The organism is Pseudarthrobacter sp. NPDC055928 (genome assembly GCF_042270935.1).
In the GTDB taxonomy this organism is placed as follows: Bacteria; Actinomycetota; Actinomycetes; order Actinomycetales; family Micrococcaceae; genus Arthrobacter.
Map to the genome: position 1 here is coordinate 40,324 of NZ_JBHJZH010000002.1, position 17,203 is coordinate 57,526.

14 protein-coding genes are annotated in these 17,203 nt (G+C 64.8%); 3 read left to right on the forward strand and 11 right to left on the reverse strand.

Going from position 1 to position 17,203, the window contains the following annotated elements:
- Positions 1-19: 19 nt before the first annotated feature.
- From ACFC25_RS03295 to ACFC25_RS03315, 5 genes are all read right to left on the reverse strand, one after another.
- The gene (locus ACFC25_RS03295; RefSeq protein ID WP_376044019.1) at positions 20-2,287 is read right to left on the reverse strand and encodes an ATP-dependent DNA helicase RecG; all 2,268 of its coding nucleotides are present in this window, start codon (positions 2,285-2,287) and stop codon (positions 20-22) included.
- A complete protein-coding gene (locus tag ACFC25_RS03300) occupies positions 2,277-3,299 on the reverse strand; it encodes a DAK2 domain-containing protein (RefSeq protein ID WP_337348917.1) in 1,023 nt (340 codons plus the stop codon). Before ACFC25_RS03300 ends, ACFC25_RS03295 begins: the two co-directional genes overlap by 11 nt.
- A 22-nt stretch (positions 3,300-3,321) precedes the next feature.
- Positions 3,322-4,377, reverse strand: a complete 1,056-nt coding sequence (locus ACFC25_RS03305; protein WP_376044354.1) for a thiamine-phosphate kinase — start codon at positions 4,375-4,377, stop codon at positions 3,322-3,324.
- Between the two features lie 122 nt (positions 4,378-4,499).
- Complete coding sequence (locus tag ACFC25_RS03310; RefSeq protein ID WP_376044020.1) at positions 4,500-5,876, reverse strand: hypothetical protein; 1,377 nt, start codon at positions 5,874-5,876, stop codon at positions 4,500-4,502.
- A gap of 4 nt (positions 5,877-5,880) precedes the next feature.
- Complete coding sequence (locus ACFC25_RS03315) at positions 5,881-8,469, reverse strand: hypothetical protein (protein ID WP_376044021.1); 2,589 nt, start codon at positions 8,467-8,469, stop codon at positions 5,881-5,883.
- A 183-nt stretch (positions 8,470-8,652) separates the two neighbouring features.
- Between ACFC25_RS03315 and ACFC25_RS03320 the strand changes: the two genes are divergently transcribed.
- Positions 8,653-9,156 (forward strand): DUF3515 domain-containing protein, encoded by a 504-nt coding sequence (locus ACFC25_RS03320; protein WP_376044022.1) that lies wholly within the window; start codon positions 8,653-8,655, stop codon positions 9,154-9,156.
- A 59-nt stretch (positions 9,157-9,215) separates the two neighbouring features.
- Here ACFC25_RS03320 and ACFC25_RS03325 read toward each other — a convergent pair whose 3' ends face one another.
- The 6 genes from ACFC25_RS03325 to leuC form a co-directional block, all read right to left on the reverse strand.
- The gene (locus ACFC25_RS03325) at positions 9,216-10,355 is read right to left on the reverse strand and encodes a D-alanine--D-alanine ligase family protein (RefSeq protein ID WP_376044023.1); all 1,140 of its coding nucleotides are present in this window, start codon (positions 10,353-10,355) and stop codon (positions 9,216-9,218) included.
- Positions 10,356-10,357: 2 nt separating this feature from the next.
- On the reverse strand, positions 10,358-11,410 hold the full coding sequence (locus tag ACFC25_RS03330; protein ID WP_337348922.1) for an NAD(P)H-dependent glycerol-3-phosphate dehydrogenase: 1,053 nt from the start codon (positions 11,408-11,410) through the stop codon (positions 10,358-10,360).
- The gene (locus tag ACFC25_RS03335; protein ID WP_376044025.1) at positions 11,407-12,228 is read right to left on the reverse strand and encodes a lysophospholipid acyltransferase family protein; all 822 of its coding nucleotides are present in this window, start codon (positions 12,226-12,228) and stop codon (positions 11,407-11,409) included. Before ACFC25_RS03335 ends, ACFC25_RS03330 begins: the two co-directional genes overlap by 4 nt.
- Before the next feature lie 10 nt (positions 12,229-12,238).
- Positions 12,239-13,564, reverse strand: a complete 1,326-nt coding sequence (gene murA / locus ACFC25_RS03340) for a UDP-N-acetylglucosamine 1-carboxyvinyltransferase (RefSeq protein ID WP_337348924.1) — start codon at positions 13,562-13,564, stop codon at positions 12,239-12,241.
- 153 nt (positions 13,565-13,717) lie between these two features.
- Complete coding sequence (gene leuD / locus ACFC25_RS03345) at positions 13,718-14,320, reverse strand: 3-isopropylmalate dehydratase small subunit (protein WP_337348925.1); 603 nt, start codon at positions 14,318-14,320, stop codon at positions 13,718-13,720.
- 9 nt (positions 14,321-14,329) lie between these two features.
- The gene (gene leuC / locus ACFC25_RS03350) at positions 14,330-15,784 is read right to left on the reverse strand and encodes a 3-isopropylmalate dehydratase large subunit (protein WP_337348926.1); all 1,455 of its coding nucleotides are present in this window, start codon (positions 15,782-15,784) and stop codon (positions 14,330-14,332) included.
- A 112-nt stretch (positions 15,785-15,896) separates the two neighbouring features.
- On the opposite strand from leuC, the gene ACFC25_RS03355 reads away from it, so the two are divergent.
- A complete protein-coding gene (locus tag ACFC25_RS03355; protein WP_066292257.1) occupies positions 15,897-16,616 on the forward strand; it encodes an IclR family transcriptional regulator in 720 nt (239 codons plus the stop codon).
- A 44-nt stretch (positions 16,617-16,660) separates the two neighbouring features.
- Positions 16,661-17,200, forward strand: coding sequence for a DUF1697 domain-containing protein (locus ACFC25_RS03360; protein ID WP_376044028.1), 540 nt, complete (start codon positions 16,661-16,663; stop codon positions 17,198-17,200).
- Positions 17,201-17,203: the final 3 nt, after the last annotated feature.

Here is a 17,203-nt window from a genome sequence, read left to right on the forward strand (position 1 = left end):
TGTCGCCGCGTTAACCGCGTTATCCGCGTTCAAGGAACGCCTCCTTTTCGGGATTGAGGTATCCATCGATGGCGTGCGCCAGCTGCGGATGCTGCTGAAGGGACGGATCCGAACCCACGATCTTCTGGGCGTCCTCCCGTGCCTTTGCTATGACGTCCTCATGCTCCAGCACTCTGAGGAGTTTCAGCGTGGACCGAACACCTGACTGTGAGGCGCCAAGGATGTCCCCTTCACGCCTCAGCTTCAAGTCTTCCTGGGAGAGTTCAAAACCATCAGTGGTGGCGGCCACTGCGTCCAGCCGGCGACGGCTTGGATGGCCGGGCTCCAAGGCCGTCACCAGGAGGCACGTGCCGGGGTGTCCGCCGCGGCCCACACGCCCACGGAGCTGGTGGAGTTGGGAAATACCGAAACGGTCGGCGTCGAGGATCACCATGAGGGTTGCGTTGTGGACATCGACGCCCACCTCAATAACCGTGGTGGAGACCAAAAGCTTGGTTCGGTTGGCCGTGAAGTCAGCCATGGCCGCCGACTTGACCGCAGGGTCCTGGCGCCCGTGAAGCGGAGCCAAGGGCACGCCAGCCAAGGCCGGCTCCTGCTGGAGCTGCTCGACGACGGACGTCACCGATGCGAGCTCGCGCGCCGCGCCGCCCTCTTCCAGGTCCGCCGCCGTTGGTTCCGCTTCTCCGGGACTGAAGTCGCCGTCGTCGTCAGTCCCAATTTTGGGGCAGACAACATAAACCTGGTGCCCGGCGTCGATCTCCTCCCGCGACCGGGACCAAATGCGGCCTACCCAGCCCGGGTTCTCGGCCAGGCCCACCACGTGGGTGGAGATGGGGGCCCGGCCCGCGGGCAGCTCATCAAGCACAGACGTTTCAAGGTCCCCAAAAACTGTCATTGCCACGGTTCGGGGAATGGGGGTGGCTGTCATGACCAGCAGGTGGGGCGGTTTGCTTGCCTTCGCCCGCAAGGCATCCCGTTGCTCGACGCCGAACCGGTGCTGCTCGTCCACGACGATCAGGCCGAGATCATAGAAGGACACGTTGCCGCTGAGCAGGGCGTGGGTGCCGATGACGATCCCGGCCGTACCGGAAGCGGCGTCCAGCATGGCCTGCTTGCGGGCCGCAGTGGGCATGGATCCAGTCAGGAGCGTTACCTGGACGGCGTCGTTGCCCAATCCGCCAAGAAGCCCGTCCCGGGACAGCGGGCCCAAGGTGCGCCTGATCGATTCGAAGTGCTGGGCGGCGAGGACTTCGGTGGGGGCGAGGAGTGCTGCCTGGCCTCCGGCGTCGACCACCTGCAGCATGGCCCGGAGTGCAACGACGGTCTTGCCCGAACCCACCTCGCCCTGCAGGAGCCTGTTCATGGGGCCGTCCTGGGCAAGTTCAGTGGAGAGTGTCTTGCCGATGGAGGCCTGGCCGGCAGTCAGGGTAAACGGGAGTTGCCGGTCGAAGGCAGCGAGCAGGCCGTCCGGGACAGGACGCCGGGCGGTGGCCTCTTCGGCGGCCAACTGGGCCCGGCGCCTGGCCAATGCCGACTGCAGGACCAGCGCTTCCTGGTAGCGGAACCGATCCCGGGCACGCTGCCAGTCCGCCGTGGATTCCGGTGCGTGGATCAGCCGGTATGCCTCAGCGACCGGCAGGAACTTTTCCCGTGCCGCAACGGCAGGCGGAATTGGGTCCGGCAGCGCGTCGAGGTCGGCCGTTTCGAGCAATGCCCGCACAACTTTCTGGATGGCCCAGCTGGTGAGTTTGCCCGTAGCCGGATAGACCGGAATGGGCATCAGGGCCAGCGACTCCGGGTCCTTCCCCTGCGTGAAGGGGTCCTCGTCCAGCAAAAGGAAATCGGGATTCGTGAGCCCCAACAAGCCACCATAGCGAGTGACTTTGCCGGAGAACAGTGCCCGCCGCCCCTGCAGCAGTTCAGCCTTGGCGCGGTAACCGTTGAAGAAGCTGACTTTGAGCGTGCCGGGGACTTTGCCGCGGTAATCGCTGCCCCCGACCAGCCGGAGCCCCGGCGTTCCGTCGTCGTCGGAAATCACGACGTCGGTAATGGTGCCGCGGCGTGCCTTCATGGAACGGGTGCTGTTGGACACCACCCGGGCTATGAGAGTGACGTCCTCATCCAGGGGAACCTCGCTGATAGGGGTCAGCTCGCCCCGGTCCAGGTACCGCCGGGGAAAGTAGTTCAGCAAGGCACCGACGGTAGTCAGGCCAAGGTGTTTCTCGATGACGCCGGCGGAGCGTCTGCCGACGAGGCGTCCTAGGTCAAAGTCGAATTCAGCGTTCATGCCCACTGGAGTTCACCGGGTCGGTGTCGGGGTCTCTCGGCAGGGCGAGCTCGCTGACCGTGATCTGCGTGGGATCCCCCAAGGAACGGATGAGCCGGACGGCCAGTTCTGCATCCGGTACGTGGACGTGGACGCGCCAGCGGTAATTGCCGTCAGCCTCAGCCGAAGAACCCACCTGGCTCATGATTACGGACTCGCCGATCTCATCGAGCCGCTGCCGCAGGGTGGCCGCGTTGAGCGGCGAGAGGCTGATGGTGCACATGACTTCCACGCCGTCGTCGTCAGGCATGCTGGTGTGAATATGAGGGTCCTGGACGTCGTAGCCGTGCAGCCCGTCGAGGAGCTCGCTTTGCAGTTCCTCCCCCAGGACGGCGGATCGGAGGCAATCCAGGATGAGGAGCATTCCCACACCGCCGGCGTCCACGACGTGCGCCGCCTGCAGGGCGTCCAGCTGGTCCTCCGTGCGGATAACTGCCGCCAGGGCGCCCTCAACCGCGGCGTCCAGCGACAAGCCAAGAGCGTGGTTGCTGTCGTCGCCGTTTTGACCGGCATCCACCGCGGCAGCAGCACGGGCGGCAGCTTCCATAACTGAGAGCATGGTCCCGGGGACGGGGTCGCTTAATGCTGACCAGGCCCTGATCTGTGCCCGGTTGAGGGCGGCGGCAAGCAGGGTGGACGTCAGCCTGGTGTGGCCGGCCAGCGGCTCCGCGGCTGCGCAGAGAAAGACGGAAAAGAGTGTGCCCGAATTGCCCCTTGCCTGCTCCAAGGCCGCCTGTCCGGCCATTGCCAGGACAGCTCCGACGTCCGCCTGTCCGGCGTCGGGCTGCCGGGAATCCAGGCTGGTGCTGCCGTTGCCCGGCCCGACGCCTTGGAGCGCGCGGGAGGCCGCCCGGACTGTGAGATAGAGGTTGGTGCCGGTATCACCGTCCGCCACGGGGAAGATATTGATGGCGTTAAGGCGGTCGCTGTGGTTGCCAAGAGCCGTTTCAGCCTTGCCCAACCACCGCTTCATCGCTTGCGCGTTGGCGGCAACCTTAGTGTGCAAAGTGATCCCATCCCCCGGTGTCCGCGGCGTGGCCTGCAATTTTGATGCCCGGGCTTTCGCTTTCTCCCAAGGCTTGTACTGAGCCTATCGCAGTGAATCCGGGAGGCACCTGAACGCCGGGAGGGAATGTGGCCAGGAGTCCGTGGTCTTCTCCTCCGGCCAGCACCCACTCCATGGGGTCGGCATTGAGAAGGTCCGACGCCGGTTCCAGCCCTTCGGACAGTTGCCGAAGCGCCTGCGGATCCAGGTCCAGGACGACGCCGCTGGAGCGGGCGAGGCGGGCCCCGTCCCGGAGGAGCCCATCGGAGATATCCAGCATCGCCGTTGCGCCGCCTGACCGTGCCAGCGGACCTGCGGCAAGAGGAGGCACCGGCCGGCACTGAAGTGCCACCAGTTTGCGCTGTTCCGGAGTCAGTGACTCTATGCCTGCGTCCGACTCCAGGAGGGCTAGCCCAGCCGCCGCCCGCCCCACCGTACCGGCAAGTGCCAGCACATCGCCGGGGCAGGCTCCAGATCTCAGCACCGGCGATCCGCCGCTCAGGGTGCCCAGCACAGCGACGCTGACCGAAATCTCCCGGCCACGCCCGAGGTCACCGCCGGCAACAGAACAGGAGTCAGCGCCCAGCTTCCGGATTCCGGCTGCCAGGCCATCGGCAAGATCCTCCACCCAACTGACCGGGGTGTCCCGCGGAAGGGTTAGGCTGACCACCATGGACGTTGCGGTGGCGCCCATGGCATTGATATCGCTGAGGTTCTGGGCAGCAGCCTTCCAGCCCACGTCAAAGCCGGTGGTGCGGTACCCGTTGGGCCACTGAAGCCGGAAGTCCTGGTCCTGCACCTGTGTGTCGATACTGATGACCGTCCGGCCGTCCGGGGCGGCAACGATCGCGGCGTCGTCCCCCGGACCCAGCAGCGTGGCAGCGGCATGGCGGCTGTCCATCGCCAGCCGGGGGAATATCCGGGTCAGAAGATCGGACTCGGACAGTTCCGCGACAGTCACGGCCTCTCCAGGGGCGGCTTTCTGAGGCGCAGCTTCTTCGGGCAGTGCCTTTTCAGGCAGGGCTTTTTCGGTGGGGGCATTCCCAGGCACAGCATTTACAGGCACGCCACTACGCTACAGCGCAGCACCGACATTCGTTGCCGGTGCCAGCTTGCGCTCCGCACTCCTCACGGAGAACGGAGCTCGCTGCAGGGAATCTGGACCTGGGCAAACTTCCACGTCACGGGCGCTATCAGCACAGTCCCAGTGGCAAGGCTGGGATCAGCCTCGCAGGCCACCCGGGCGTCGCTGACGCCCGCTGACCAGGAGGGGCCGGCCTGACGCACGGTGGACGCTGGCAGGTAGCTGACCAAGAGGAAAGCAAGGAACATCCCGGTGACCGCGAAGGCAGCCCTCCGGTTGACATGTCCCTTCGCAAGGGCAGCTGCGACAGCCAATGGCACCAGCAGGAGGAGGAACATCGCCGGCGCCGCCGCATAGCGGATATAGCCGAACCCTGTGGCCCAGTCAGCCTCGGTGTACGTGGCGTAGTTAAACATGGTGTTACCGCTCAGCACGACGGACGCCACCCAGCACAGCACCGAAGCTCCCAGGGCGCCGAGTGCGGTGAGTTTCAGCCCGCGGCCGCCAGCAACGAGGGTGTACGTGAGAAGGGCAACCACCAGCAGGCAGGGAATGAAGAGCGCCCAACCCCCGTAAGAGACAATGTTCGACGCCAGGGTCCTGCTGTCCGCGTGCCAGATGGAACCGATCGGCAACAGCCCGAACCCTAGAAATACTGAAATGACATCCACGGCATCGGAAGGGGCTGCACCACTGAAACGCGGCTTGGTCAAGGTGGCCAGGACTTGCAATCCGACCCCCAGCACCAGACCTGCGGGCGCTGCAAAATTGCGACGCCGGAACGCAGCCCAGACGGCCAGCGGCAAGAACATACCGGTGATGATCTCGCTGGCCGCCGTAAGGAAGGCGCCAACAAACATCGCTACCCCTGCCGGACGCGACTTGGGCCTGTAAAGCAGCAGCCAAGGCATCAGCCAGAGGAGGTACCAGTGGAGGTTCGCTGCATTCCCCAGTACTTCCTGCGGCCCGATCGGCAGCAGTACAGGGATCGCTGCGATCATGACCCGTACGGGAACGGACTCTGCAACCGAACGTGACAGGTGGAAAACCGCTACGGAAATGGCCGCAACAGCCAGGCAGCTCAGGAGCGACATGGCCAACGCATAGCCCTGGAGCGGCACGACGGCGTGGGCCAGGCTTGCCAGCGTGCGCGGGATGACATGGAGGTACCCGTCGTACGGCAGCGGGATGCTCCTCAAGTGTCCATTGCTGAGTACGTCGCGGAGGAACACTCCGCCGTCCTCAGCCCAGACGGTCTGGCGGGCCAGGGGCGGAAGCCTTCCCCAAGTCAACAGCCCGAGGACCGCCACGGCCACTGCATTTACCAACACCCTGATGCCAATTTTGACCGCCGGGTGAGCCGTCCTCGTCTCCTGGGGCGCCATTCTTCGAGGAGAACCGACGTCGATAGTTTTAGTCATTTGGTCAGTAGTTTATCGCCCTGCAGCCCAGCTGTGTTACTCCAGCAGAGAGGGATGACACGGCCAGTCCCCAGGTGCAGAGGGTGTATTTGCCGCGTTGTGCAAGGGGGACCGAAACGGTGTATCCGTGGTTTCCCGGTATGCCCATCACTTTGTTGACGTCGGGGCGGGGCACATCCGCGGTGAAGGCGACAGCACTCACCGCCCCGTCTGGCGCCGTGAGGTATGCATGCACGGGGATACTGGCCGAGGTGAAGGCCGGGTCATAGGCCCAGCCCTTGGACACCAGCACCGACCCGGCAGCCCCGGACTCAACGACGAGCGAATCGAAGGACCCCACGGGCGCAGGCGTGGCCGGCACGTTAATGCTCCGGCACCCCAGGAGACTGTTGCCCTCCGCCAGTAAGCTGACCGGTATCCCGTAGGCACAGACCCTGTAGGTGCCGGCTCCCTGGATCTCCACCGATGGCTCGAAACCGTGGTTGCCAGTGATGCCGAGCGCACTGTTTACATCAGCGCGCGGCCGGTCGGCGGTGAATGCCTGGCCTTTGACGCTTCCATCGGGTGACGTGACGTAGACATGCACTGGGATGGAGGCCAGTGGGGAGCCAAGGTCTGCCGTCCACCCGGAGACCGACAGGTAGGCTTTCGTGTCAACCTTGCGCAGGGAGACGCTATCCACAAATCCGGCAGGCGCTGGAGTCGCCGGCAACAGGATTTCCTTGCAACCAAGGAAGCTGTTGCCTTGCGAGAGCGGGGCGACAAAGAGGCCATAGGCACACGCGGTATAACGGCCGCCCTGTGTCACCGGCGTGCTCAGGCTGAATCCATGGGCTCCGGAAATCGAAAACACGGAGTTGACGTCCGGGCGGGAGCCGTTCGCAGTCAGGGCGTGGGCACTCTGGCCGCTGGGGCCGCTGAGATAAATATGCACGGGGATGCTGGCAGAGGAAGCGCCGGCATCGAAAGCCCAGCCCCGAGCCTTGAGAACACCCTTTCCGGATTCCACGGCGTAGCTGAATGAGTCAAGCACACCCAGCGGCGGCGGCGACGCTTCCGCTGTCACCGTCCTGCAGCCAAGGTATGTGTTTTCGACGCTTCCCATTGCGTACACGCACACCCGGTACGGCCCGGCCGCGGTGACGTCAAAAGTCTTGGAGTAACCGTGCTGACCGGTCACCTGCATCACGCTGTTAACGTCCGGCCGCGGCTGGTTCGCCGGCACTGCGTAGCTGCGCTCCACTCCGTCAGGTGTCTTCAGATAGACGTGCACGTCGCTTGATTCCGCTGGTTTGGCGCCGTCGTATGCCCAGCCCCGCACCACCAGCTTCACCGCCGAGCTGTCACGCTGCAGCTCTACGGCATCGATAGCGCCGATACCCGGCGCGCCCGGAGGACGAAGCGTCACGGTCGCCGAGGTGTCACTCACCGAATCTATGGTCACCTTCGTCCCCGCATGGGTCTTGAAGGTTGTGCCGGCCTGCCACGCCTGGGTGGAGCTGTAGTTGCCGCTGATGGGAAAAGTCGAAGGAGGCAGCAATATGGACGAGTTTCCCGAACCCTGCTGCGAGATCTTCACGCCCCGGTTCCCGCCAATGGCCTTGCCCACGTCGTATCCGACGGGTGCCCTCAGTTCCAAGTAGTAGACCTCGCCCGATTTCGGGTCAGTGAACTTGGCGGCGCGGGCTGCACCCGTCCCGGCCCACGGCTTAAGCGTCAGTGACTTTGTTGCGGTGACAGTGCCGGCGTCGGCAATCTCGTTGCCGTTGCCGAAGCGTCCCATCTCCCAGAACGGGGCACCTATGGCCGGCATGAAGTCGTAGTGCGAGATGCCCATGACATCCAGGTTGTCGCCATAGGTTTTGATGCTGCATGACGAATCCGCGAATCCCCCGTACGGTCCCGGGGCGACGTCGGAGATCCCGCTGCCGCACTGGAGGCTGTTCGCGTGGTCAAGCCCCAGAGCGTGTCCGAATTCATGTGTCAGGACCGGCGTGCTGAGCCTGCCGTTCTGGGGCATGATGATCCGGCCGCCCACGGAGCCGTTGCTGAAAGCCATGCCGGCGGCGCCATTGGTCAGATAGGCGCCCGGAATGTACATCACCAGCGCGGTGTAGGACGTCTGCGTCCATCCCAGCTCGCGCGAGACGATGTCAACGATTTCGTTGGGCGACTGGGTGGAGCGCGCCGCCGACGGCCGGGCCGTCTCGGCCTTGATCAGCGACATGTTCACCCTGCCCACAGTCTGCGTTGACCAGTACGCGCTTGCCGCACTCAGGGAAGCCTGGGCGGCCGCCATGGGAACCGCGGCGTTGGTCTCCTCTACCGTTTTGTCGGCAAGCTTCACTGTCACGAGGGTGGTCTTGATGGTCCCCGCCAGCGGCTGGTCAACATACGTGTATTCCGATTCGATGTGCCGTGGAGGAACGTCGGGGCGGACAAAGTCGTCCACCGGCACAGGACCCGGATCCGCCACGGCGGAAACGCCCGCCGGCACGGACAGATCAGCCGGCGCCGCAAACGCGAACTGGGGAAGGGCTGACGACAGCACGATAACGGACACGGCCAGGGCCGTCCGACGCAGAATATTCAAGAGTGCTCGCTTAGGGGTGAGACCAGAAGTGATGCAGTCATCCTAGGGGAACCACGGGCATCGCGGGGATACCTGCGCAAAAACTGATCCAAGCCTTTGATTAGGCGAATCCAAGGATTGGCGCAGCAAACGGTAAATGGAGATGATGGGTTGATGCGCCCCGCCCCTTTACCCGCACCAGCCATGCCCATCCCGACGGCGTACAGCAGGGCTTCCGGTGCAGTAGTGTCCGTTCTCGCTGTGGGACTCTGCTTGGCGGCGTGTTCCCCGGTAGTGGATGTTTCCGCGGCGCAGGACGCAGCCAACCCCGCCTGCGCACCCATGATGGTGGCACTGCCTGATGCCATCGGGGACGCGGGCCTGCGGAAAACCAACAGCCAGGCAACCGCTGCGTGGGGCGACCCCTCGCAAGTAATCCTGCGCTGTGGCGTCAACGTTCCGGGACCGACGACGGACCGCTGCGTCAGCGTCAACGGCGTGGATTGGGTCATCAAGGAGGGCGACACCGCGTGGACCCTGACTACCTTCGGCCGCGAACCAGCCACCGAAATCCTCCTGACCAAGGATCAGGAGGCCGTCAGTTCCGCGACAGTCCTTGCTGACTTGTCGGCTGCGGCGGCAAAGATCCCCGCCACAGGGAACTGCGTCGGGCAGGAAGAGCTGAAGAACCTGCCGTCCACCGGGTAGGCCACGCCGGGCCTGGCCTGGAATGACAGGCCCGGCGTCCGCGCGGCGCGCCCGGAACGTCAGCGCAGGCCGGTCTTCCGGTTCAGTGCCAAGTAAATGAGTTCGTCAATGAGCTCTGCATAGTCCAGGCCCGAAGCCGCCCACATCTGGGGGTACATGCTCTTCGGTGTAAAGCCGGGCATGGTGTTGATTTCGTTGATGATCAGCTCACCCTCAGGGGTGTAGAAAAAATCAACCCGGCTCAGTCCTTCGGCTCCCACGGCATCAAACGCCGCAGCTGCCAGTTCTCGAACGCGGGCGATTGCTTCCTCCGGGATGTCCGCCGGGCAGCTGAGTGCAGCGGCGTCATCCTCGACATACTTGGCGTTGAAGTCGTAGAACTCGTGGCTGCCGCCAGCCACGGAGATCTCACCCGGCATGGAAGTCCGCGGTGCTGCCGTCCCGCGCCCTTCCAGGACGGCGCATTCGATTTCGCGGCCCACTATGCCGGCTTCGATGACCAGCTTGAGGTCATGGCGGCGGGCTTCCTCGACGGCGGCGTCCAGCCCCTCCAATGAGTCCACTTTGGAAATTCCCATGGAGGATCCGGCCCGCGCGGGCTTGACGAAGACCGGGAACCCGAGGCGGTCCACCTGCTTGCGGACTGACTCGGCGTCCTTGAGCCATTGCCGGTCGGTGACAGCGATGTAGGGTCCGACGTGGAGGCCGGCCGCCTCAAAGACCACCTTCATGTAGTGCTTGTCCATGCCCACGGCTGAGGCGAGGACCCCGGCGCCGACGTAGCGGGTGTCGGACAGTTCCAGGAGTCCCTGGATGGTGCCGTCCTCACCGAACGGACCGTGCAGCAGTGGAAATACGACGTCGACCGTCCCCAGTTCCTGCGGAACTTCGTTGGGTGCGGCGACGATCAGCTGGTGCTCGCCGCCGATCTCGGCGAGCGTCACCGTTTCGGTCGACGGTGGAACTTCCGGCAGCGACGACGCCGACAGTGACCACTGGGCGGTGTCCCCCGAGGCAAGGACCCACTGCCCCGATTTGGCGATGCCGATGGGGATGACCTCGTATTTGTCTTTGTTGATGGCGGCAAGCACTCCGGCAGCGGTCACACAGCTCACTGCATGTTCGCTGGACCGGCCGCCAAACAGCACGGCCACCCGCGGTTTGGCGGGAGGGGCCGCTTTCAGGTTGTCTTCGGACATGGTCAGTAATCGCCTTCAGGTTTCAGTTCCCGGGCCAGCAGAAGCGGCCCCAGTTGGTCAACGGACAGTTTGCCGGCCAGGACAGCTACAACGGCAGCGGTAATGGGCATGTCGACGCCGAGCTTTCCGGCCAGTTCGTGCACGGCCTGGCCGGACTTGATTCCTTCGGCAGTCTGGGTCATTTTCTGGGCAACCTCGTCCAGCGTCAGGCCCTCCCCCAGCAGGCGGCCCGCTGTGTGGTTCCGGGACAACGGCGAGGAGCACGTGGCCACCAGGTCGCCCAGCCCTGCGAGGCCGGCCATGGTCTGGGCCTCGCCGCCGAGGGCGAGGGCCAGCCGTGACGTTTCAGCCAGACCCCGGGTGATCACGGAAGCCTTGGTGTTGTCCCCCATCTGCTTACCCTCGCAGATACCGACAGCCAGCGCGATGACGTTCTTGACGATGCCACCGATTTCCACGCCCACGACGTCGGCGGTGGTGTACGGGCGGAAGTAGGGCGCCGTGCAGCTGCGAGCGATCCACCCGGCAGCAGCGGAATCACTGCACGCGACAACTGACGCCGTTGGCTCCTCGCGGGCGATTTCCATGGCCAGGTTCGGGCCCGAGACCACAGCGATGCGGTCCGCCGGGATGCCGAGTTCCTGGCTGATGACTTCGCTCATCCGGGCGTCGGTGTCGAGCTCGAGCCCCTTCATCAGGGAAACCACCATGGCCTGATGGTCGATCAGTGGCTTCCATTCGCGCAGTTGCAGCCGCAGGGACTGCGCAGGTACCGCCAGGACCACCAGGTCCGCTCCTGCCAGGACCTCGCCCACATCCGTGGAGGCGGTGATGGTCTCCGGCAGGGCGATGTCTTTCAGGTACTGGATGTTTCGGTGTATGCCGTTGATTTGCTCCACGACTTCCCCGCGCCTGCCCCAGACCCGTATCTGCCGTTCGTCGCCCGCGGCCGTGGCGGCGTCGGCCAGGATCTTGGCAAAGGTGGTTCCCCAGGAACCGGCACCGAGGACCGCAACCGAGCGGGCTGAGCCGGGGCGGCGCCCGTCACCGGTCACAGGGCGTCCGCCTCGTCGCCAGTCGACGTTCCAGCCGCATCTGCGGTTCCAGCGGCAGGGCCAGCACCTGCGGCCCGTGGTCCCCGCTCCACAAACCGCCCGTGTTTCGCTTGCTTGTGCTTGGCGGGATCCCACCGCTCGACGGGCGGCTCTTCGTTGCGGATGCCAGCCAGCAAAGCCGTCACGGCGTCCATGATCGCCTCGGTGGCCGCCGTCAGTGTGGCCTTGTCCAGCGGACGGCCAGTGTAGGGGCTGAGGTCCACCGGATCACCCACAACAACCGTGGAGGTTCTGCGGGGAAACATGTGGAACCGCTTGGCATAGCGGGGGAAGACCTCGTGGGCGCCCCAGTGGGCGATCGGCACCACTGGAATGCCGCCCTCGAGCGCCAGCCTGGCCGCGCCGGTGTGCCCTTTCATCGGCCACAGGTCCGGGTCCCTGGTCAAGGTTCCCTCAGGGTAGATGATGATCGCGCCGCCCTCGGCGACGATCTCCTGGGCGACCTGCAAGGAGCGGTTGGCTCCCGCCGTCGAGCGTTCCACCGGGACCTGCTTCGTGGCCCGCAGGACCCAGCCCAGCACCGGCACCTTGAACAGTCCGGCCTTGGCGAGGAAGTGGGGCGCCCTCTTGTTGTTATAGAGGAGGTGGCCCACGATGAGGGGATCGATTTCGGTGCAGTGGTTGGGTGCTGCGATGAAGCCGCCGGCGGGCAGCTTCTCAATGCCCTCCCACTTCTTGTTCATCAGCAGGTTCATCACCGGCCTGACAATGCCGGCAACGACCACAAAGGTGGCCTGGCTCTTGGCCGTTTCCTTCACGTGCCCCCCGCTACTTTGCTGTGGTGATGTCGAAATCTGCGCCGAGGCCTGCCAGCTTTTCCGTGAACCGCTCATAGCCGCGGTTGATGATGTCGATTCCGGTCACGCGGGAGGTGCCGGTAGCGGCCAAGGCTGCGATGAGGTGGCTGAAGCCGCCGCGCAGGTCAGGGACGTCAATGTCGGTTCCCTTGAGCTGGGTGGGTCCGGAGATAACGGCTGAGTGCAGGAAGTTGCGCTGGCCGAACCGGCACGGCACGCTGCCCAGGCATTCGCGGTGCACCTGGATGCTGGCACCCATCCGGATGAGGGCGTCCGTGAAGCCGAAGCGGTTCTCGTAGACCGTCTCATGGACAATCGACACGCCCTCGGCCTGGGTGAGCGCCACCACCAGCGGCTGCTGCCAGTCGGTCATGAAGCCGGGATGTACGTCCGTTTCCAGGACCAGCGGGTTGAGCTTGCCTCCCCGATGGTAGAAACGGATGCCGTCCTCGCCGATGTCCATCCCACCGCCCACCTTCCGGTAGGTGTTGAGGAAGGTCATCATGTCCCGCTGCGAAGCACCTTCGACAAAGATGTCGCCCCGCGTCACGAGCGCGGCTGATGCCCACGACGCCGATTCGTTGCGGTCCGAGAGGGCACGGTGGTTGTAGCCGCCGAGGTCTCGGACGCCTTCGATGCGGATGGTGCGGTCAGTCTGGACGCTGATGATGGCGCCCATCTTCTGCAGCACCGCGATGAGGTCGATGATTTCGGGTTCCGTCGCCGCACCTGAGAGCTCCGTGATGCCCTCGGCGCGGGTAGCGCTGAGCAGCACCTGCTCGGTGGCTCCAACGGACGGATACGGCAGCGAGATCTTGGCACCGTGCAGGCCCTTGGGCGCCGAAATGTGGATGCCGCCCGGGCGCTTTTCCACGACCGCGCCAAACTGGCGCAGGACATTGAGGTGGTAGTCGATGGGCCTGTCGCCGATTTTGCAACCGCCCAGGTCAGGAATGAAGGCCTCACCGATCGCATGGATCAGCGGTCCGCACAGCAGGATGGGAATCCGAGAATCGCCGGCGTGGGCATCAATGGCCGTGCTGGGAGCGGTCTTGGCCGCCTTGGGATCGAGCGTCAGGTCCCCGTTGACGGGGTCCTTGACGACGGTCACGCCATGCAGCTGCAGGAGGGAGGTGACTACCTCCACGTCCTTGATCTCCGGAACGTTCCGCAACACCGAGGGTTCGTTGCCCAGCAACGCCGCCACCATGGCCTTGGGAACAAGATTCTTGGCCCCACGGACGCTGACGCGGCCTGTAAGCGGGACTCCGCCGCGGATTGTCAGAACACTACTCATATACCGGTTTCCTTACGATTACTCGCCCCCAAGTCCTTGCAAAGGCTCCAGCTAAGCATAGGAGGTCGCGTTACCGAACCGAAATGCGCGGGCGCCGCCGGCAGGGTGTGGCGTCCTCCTTGGCCTGGCTTATCGGCTGGCCGGTCCGGCTGTTCAGGACAGACGGGCCGGGAGCGTCTTCGGCATGAATGCGGGGCGGGTGGCCTCGTAGGCGGTGATGTCCTCTTCGTGCTGCAGCGTCAGGCCGATGTCATCGAGGCCTTCGAGCAGACGCCACCGTGTGTAGTCGTCGATCTCGAACGGCGCCACAATGTTGCCGCAGATCACAGTCTTGGAAACCAGGTCAACCGTCACTTCGGTTCCCGGTGCGTTCTCGAGCTCTTTCCAAATGAGCTCGATGTCGTCCTGGGCCACTTCAGCGGCCAACAGCCCCTGCTTGCCGGAGTTGCCCCGGAAGATGTCCGCGAACCGTGACGACAGGACGGTCTTAAAGCCGTAGTCCTTCAGCGCCCAGACGGCGTGTTCACGGGAGGAGCCCGTGCCGAAATCAGGTCCGGCCACCAGTACGGAACCGGCGTTGAACGGTGCCTGGTTCAGGATGAAGGCAGGGTCCTTGCGCCAGGCGGAGAAGAGCGCGTCCTCGAAGCCGGTGCGGGTGATCCGCTTGAGGTAGACGGCAGGGATGATCTGGTCCGTGTCAACGTTGCTTTGGCGCAGCGGGACGCCGATGCCCGTGTGGGTGGTGAACTTTTCCATATCGGTCTCCTAGGCTGCGTCGGTGCGGATGGCGGCGGACTCGGGGGCCGGATCAAGGTCCGACGGCGAACTCAGCGTGCCGCGGATGGCCGTGGCTGCTGCCACCACCGGGGAGACGAGGTGCGTGCGTCCGCCCTTGCCCTGCCGGCCTTCGAAGTTGCGGTTGGACGTTGAGGCGCAACGCTCCCCCACCTCCAGCTGGTCCGGGTTCATGCCCAGGCACATCGAGCAGCCGGCGAAGCGCCACTCGGCGCCGAAGTCCTTGAAAACCTTGTCCAGGCCCTCAGCTTCGGCTTCCAGCCTGACGCGTGCCGAGCCTGGTACCACCAGCATGCGGATGTTGGGGTCTTTCTGGCGGCCGCGGATGATGTCTGCCGCAGCGCGCAGATCCTCCATCCGCGAATTCGTGCAGGAGCCGAGGAAGACAGTGTCAACGCGGATGTCCTTCATGGGCGTACCTGCGGCCAGGCCCATGTACTGCAGGGCACGCTCAGCGGCGGCTTTGGCGTTCTCGTCGCCGAAGTCATCCGGGGACGGCACCGACCCGGAAAGCGACACACCCTGGCCAGGGTTGGTCCCCCAGGTGACGAACGGCTCAAGCGTGTCGGCGTCGAGGTCCACCTCGACGTCGAACGTGGCGTCGTCATCGGTACGCAGCGTGTTCCAGTATTCGACGGCGGCGTCCCACTCGGCACCCTGCGGGGCGTGCGGGCGACCGTACATGTAGTCGTAGGTAGTCTGGTCCGGCGCGACGAGGCCGGCGCGGGCCCCGGCTTCGATGGACATGTTGCAGATGGTCATGCGGGCATCCATGGACAGCGCCCGGATGGCGGAGCCACGGTATTCCAGGACGTAGCCCTGGCCACCGCCGGTGCCGATCTTGGCGATGACGGCGAGGATGATGTCCTTTGCCGTGACGCCCGGGCGGAGGGTGCCCTCGACGTTGATGGCCATGGTCTTGAACGGCTTCAGGGACAGCGTCTGCGTGGCCATGACGTGCTCCACCTCGGAGGTGCCGATGCCCATCGCGAGCGCGCCGAACGCGCCGTGCGTGGAGGTGTGCGAGTCGCCGCAGACCACTGTCATGCCTGGCTGGGTCAGGCCAAGCTGGGGACCCACCACGTGGACGATGCCCTGTTCGGCATCACCAAGGGAGTGCAGCCGGACGCCGAACTCTGCGCAGTTGTTGCGCAGCGTCTGGATCTGGGTGCGGCTGGTCAGGTCGGCAATGGGCTTGTCGATGTCCAGTGTGGGCGTGTTGTGGTCCTCCGTGGCAATCGTGAGGTCCGGGCGGCGCAGCTTGCGGCCGGCCAGGCGCAGGCCTTCAAAAGCCTGCGGGGAGGTCACCTCGTGAACGAGGTGGAGGTCGATGAAGAGAAGGTCGGGCTGGGCGTTGGCTCCTTCGCCGTCGCCTTTGCGCACCACGTGCGCGTCCCAGACTTTCTCGGCCAGTGTCTTTGCCACGGCCATCTCCCTTCACTGCTGTTGGCTGTTAAGGTCCACTGAATCAGGGCGGCTGTGCAAATCGCCAGCCGAAACATTTGCATCTCAGATATTGAGACGGCAATATCATTACATGGACAATTCTAGTGGAGTCGGTGTCATTGATAAAGCGGCCCATGTGCTGGACGCACTTGAGGCCGGGCCTACCACCCTGGCCCAGCTCGTAGCAGCCACCGGCCTCGCCCGGCCCACCGTCCACCGGCTTGCCCTTGCCCTGGTCCACCACCGGCTGGTCAGCCGTGACATCCAAGGCCGGTTCGTGCTCGGGAGCAGGCTCGTTGAGCTGGCTTCCGCCGCGGGAGAAGACCGCCTGATCGCTTCCGCCGGACCTGTACTGATGCAGCTGCGCGACGCCACAGGCGAAAGTGCCCAGATCTTCCGGCGCCAGGGCGACTGGCGTGTGTGCGTTGCGTCCGCGGAGCGTCCGATCGGCCTGCGGGACACCATTCCGGTGGGCACGCAGCTCTCCATGAAGGCCGGCTCGGCCGCCCAGGTCCTGCTCGCGTGGGAAGACCATGACCGGCTCCTCGAAGGCCTCCAATCCGCGCGCTTTACGCCCACGGTGCTGGCAGGAGTACGACGGCGGGGCTGGGGGCAGAGCCTCGGCGAACGTGAGCCGGGGGTTGCCTCAGTTTCCGCACCGGTGCGCGGACCGTCCGGCCGTGTCATTGCCGCAGTGTCGATCTCGGGCCCCATCGAACGCCTCACCCGCCAGCCGGGCCGGTTGCACGCCGAAGTGGTATGCAACGCAGGCCGCATCCTCACCGAAGCCCTGCGCAAGAACAACGACTAGGGCCTACCCGCAGGTGACGCGCCGCCGCGGCTTAGGCTTTCAGCATGAACAGCTACGCAGTGTTCCTCCGCGGCATCAACGTGGGCGGGATCAATATCAAGATGGCGGATCTCAAGGCAGCCCTGGAAGCCACGGGCTTTGACGGCGTCAAGACCCTTCTTGCCAGCGGCAACGTGGTCCTGGCCAGCGAACTGGGACCCGCCGCCGTTAAGAAGGACTTCGAGGCTTGCCTGCGGAAATCATTCGGCTATGACGCCTGGGTGGTTGTCCTCACCGCACAGAGAGTGTCCGAACTGGTGGACGCGTGCCCGTACCCGGATGACGACAAATCCACCCACACCTATGTCACGCTGGCTTCAGACACCGCCATGCTGGATGAACTGGATGCGGCCGGGGCGGCCCTGGAAGGTACAGAACAGAAAAGGCTCGGACCGGAAGCCCTGGCCTGGCTGGCACGTGCGGGTGGCACGTTGGACAGCCCCTTCAGCAAGGTCTCATCGAAGGCAAAGTACAAGGCAACTACCACCACCCGGAACCTGCGGACCCTGATCAAGGTGCGGGAGGCAGCCGCAGCTCTTTCATAGGCA

Excerpts from the sequence above, each read along its gene's own strand:
- ACFC25_RS03295 (WP_376044019.1), bottom strand. The coding sequence starts at position 2,287 with ATGAACGCTGAATTCGACTTTGACCTAGGACGCCTCGTCGGCAGACGC.
- ACFC25_RS03300 (WP_337348917.1), bottom strand. The coding sequence starts at position 3,299 with ATGAAGCGGTGGTTGGGCAAGGCTGAAACGGCTCTTGGCAACCACAGC.
- ACFC25_RS03310 (WP_376044020.1), bottom strand. The coding sequence starts at position 5,876 with ATGACTAAAACTATCGACGTCGGTTCTCCTCGAAGAATGGCGCCCCAG.
- ACFC25_RS03320 (WP_376044022.1), top strand. The coding sequence starts at position 8,653 with ATGCCCATCCCGACGGCGTACAGCAGGGCTTCCGGTGCAGTAGTGTCC.
- ACFC25_RS03325 (WP_376044023.1), bottom strand. The coding sequence starts at position 10,355 with ATGTCCGAAGACAACCTGAAAGCGGCCCCTCCCGCCAAACCGCGGGTG.
- murA (WP_337348924.1), bottom strand. The coding sequence starts at position 13,564 with ATGAGTAGTGTTCTGACAATCCGCGGCGGAGTCCCGCTTACAGGCCGC.
- leuD (WP_337348925.1), bottom strand. The coding sequence starts at position 14,320 with ATGGAAAAGTTCACCACCCACACGGGCATCGGCGTCCCGCTGCGCCAA.
- ACFC25_RS03355 (WP_066292257.1), top strand. The coding sequence starts at position 15,897 with ATGGACAATTCTAGTGGAGTCGGTGTCATTGATAAAGCGGCCCATGTG.
- ACFC25_RS03360 (WP_376044028.1), top strand. The coding sequence starts at position 16,661 with ATGAACAGCTACGCAGTGTTCCTCCGCGGCATCAACGTGGGCGGGATC.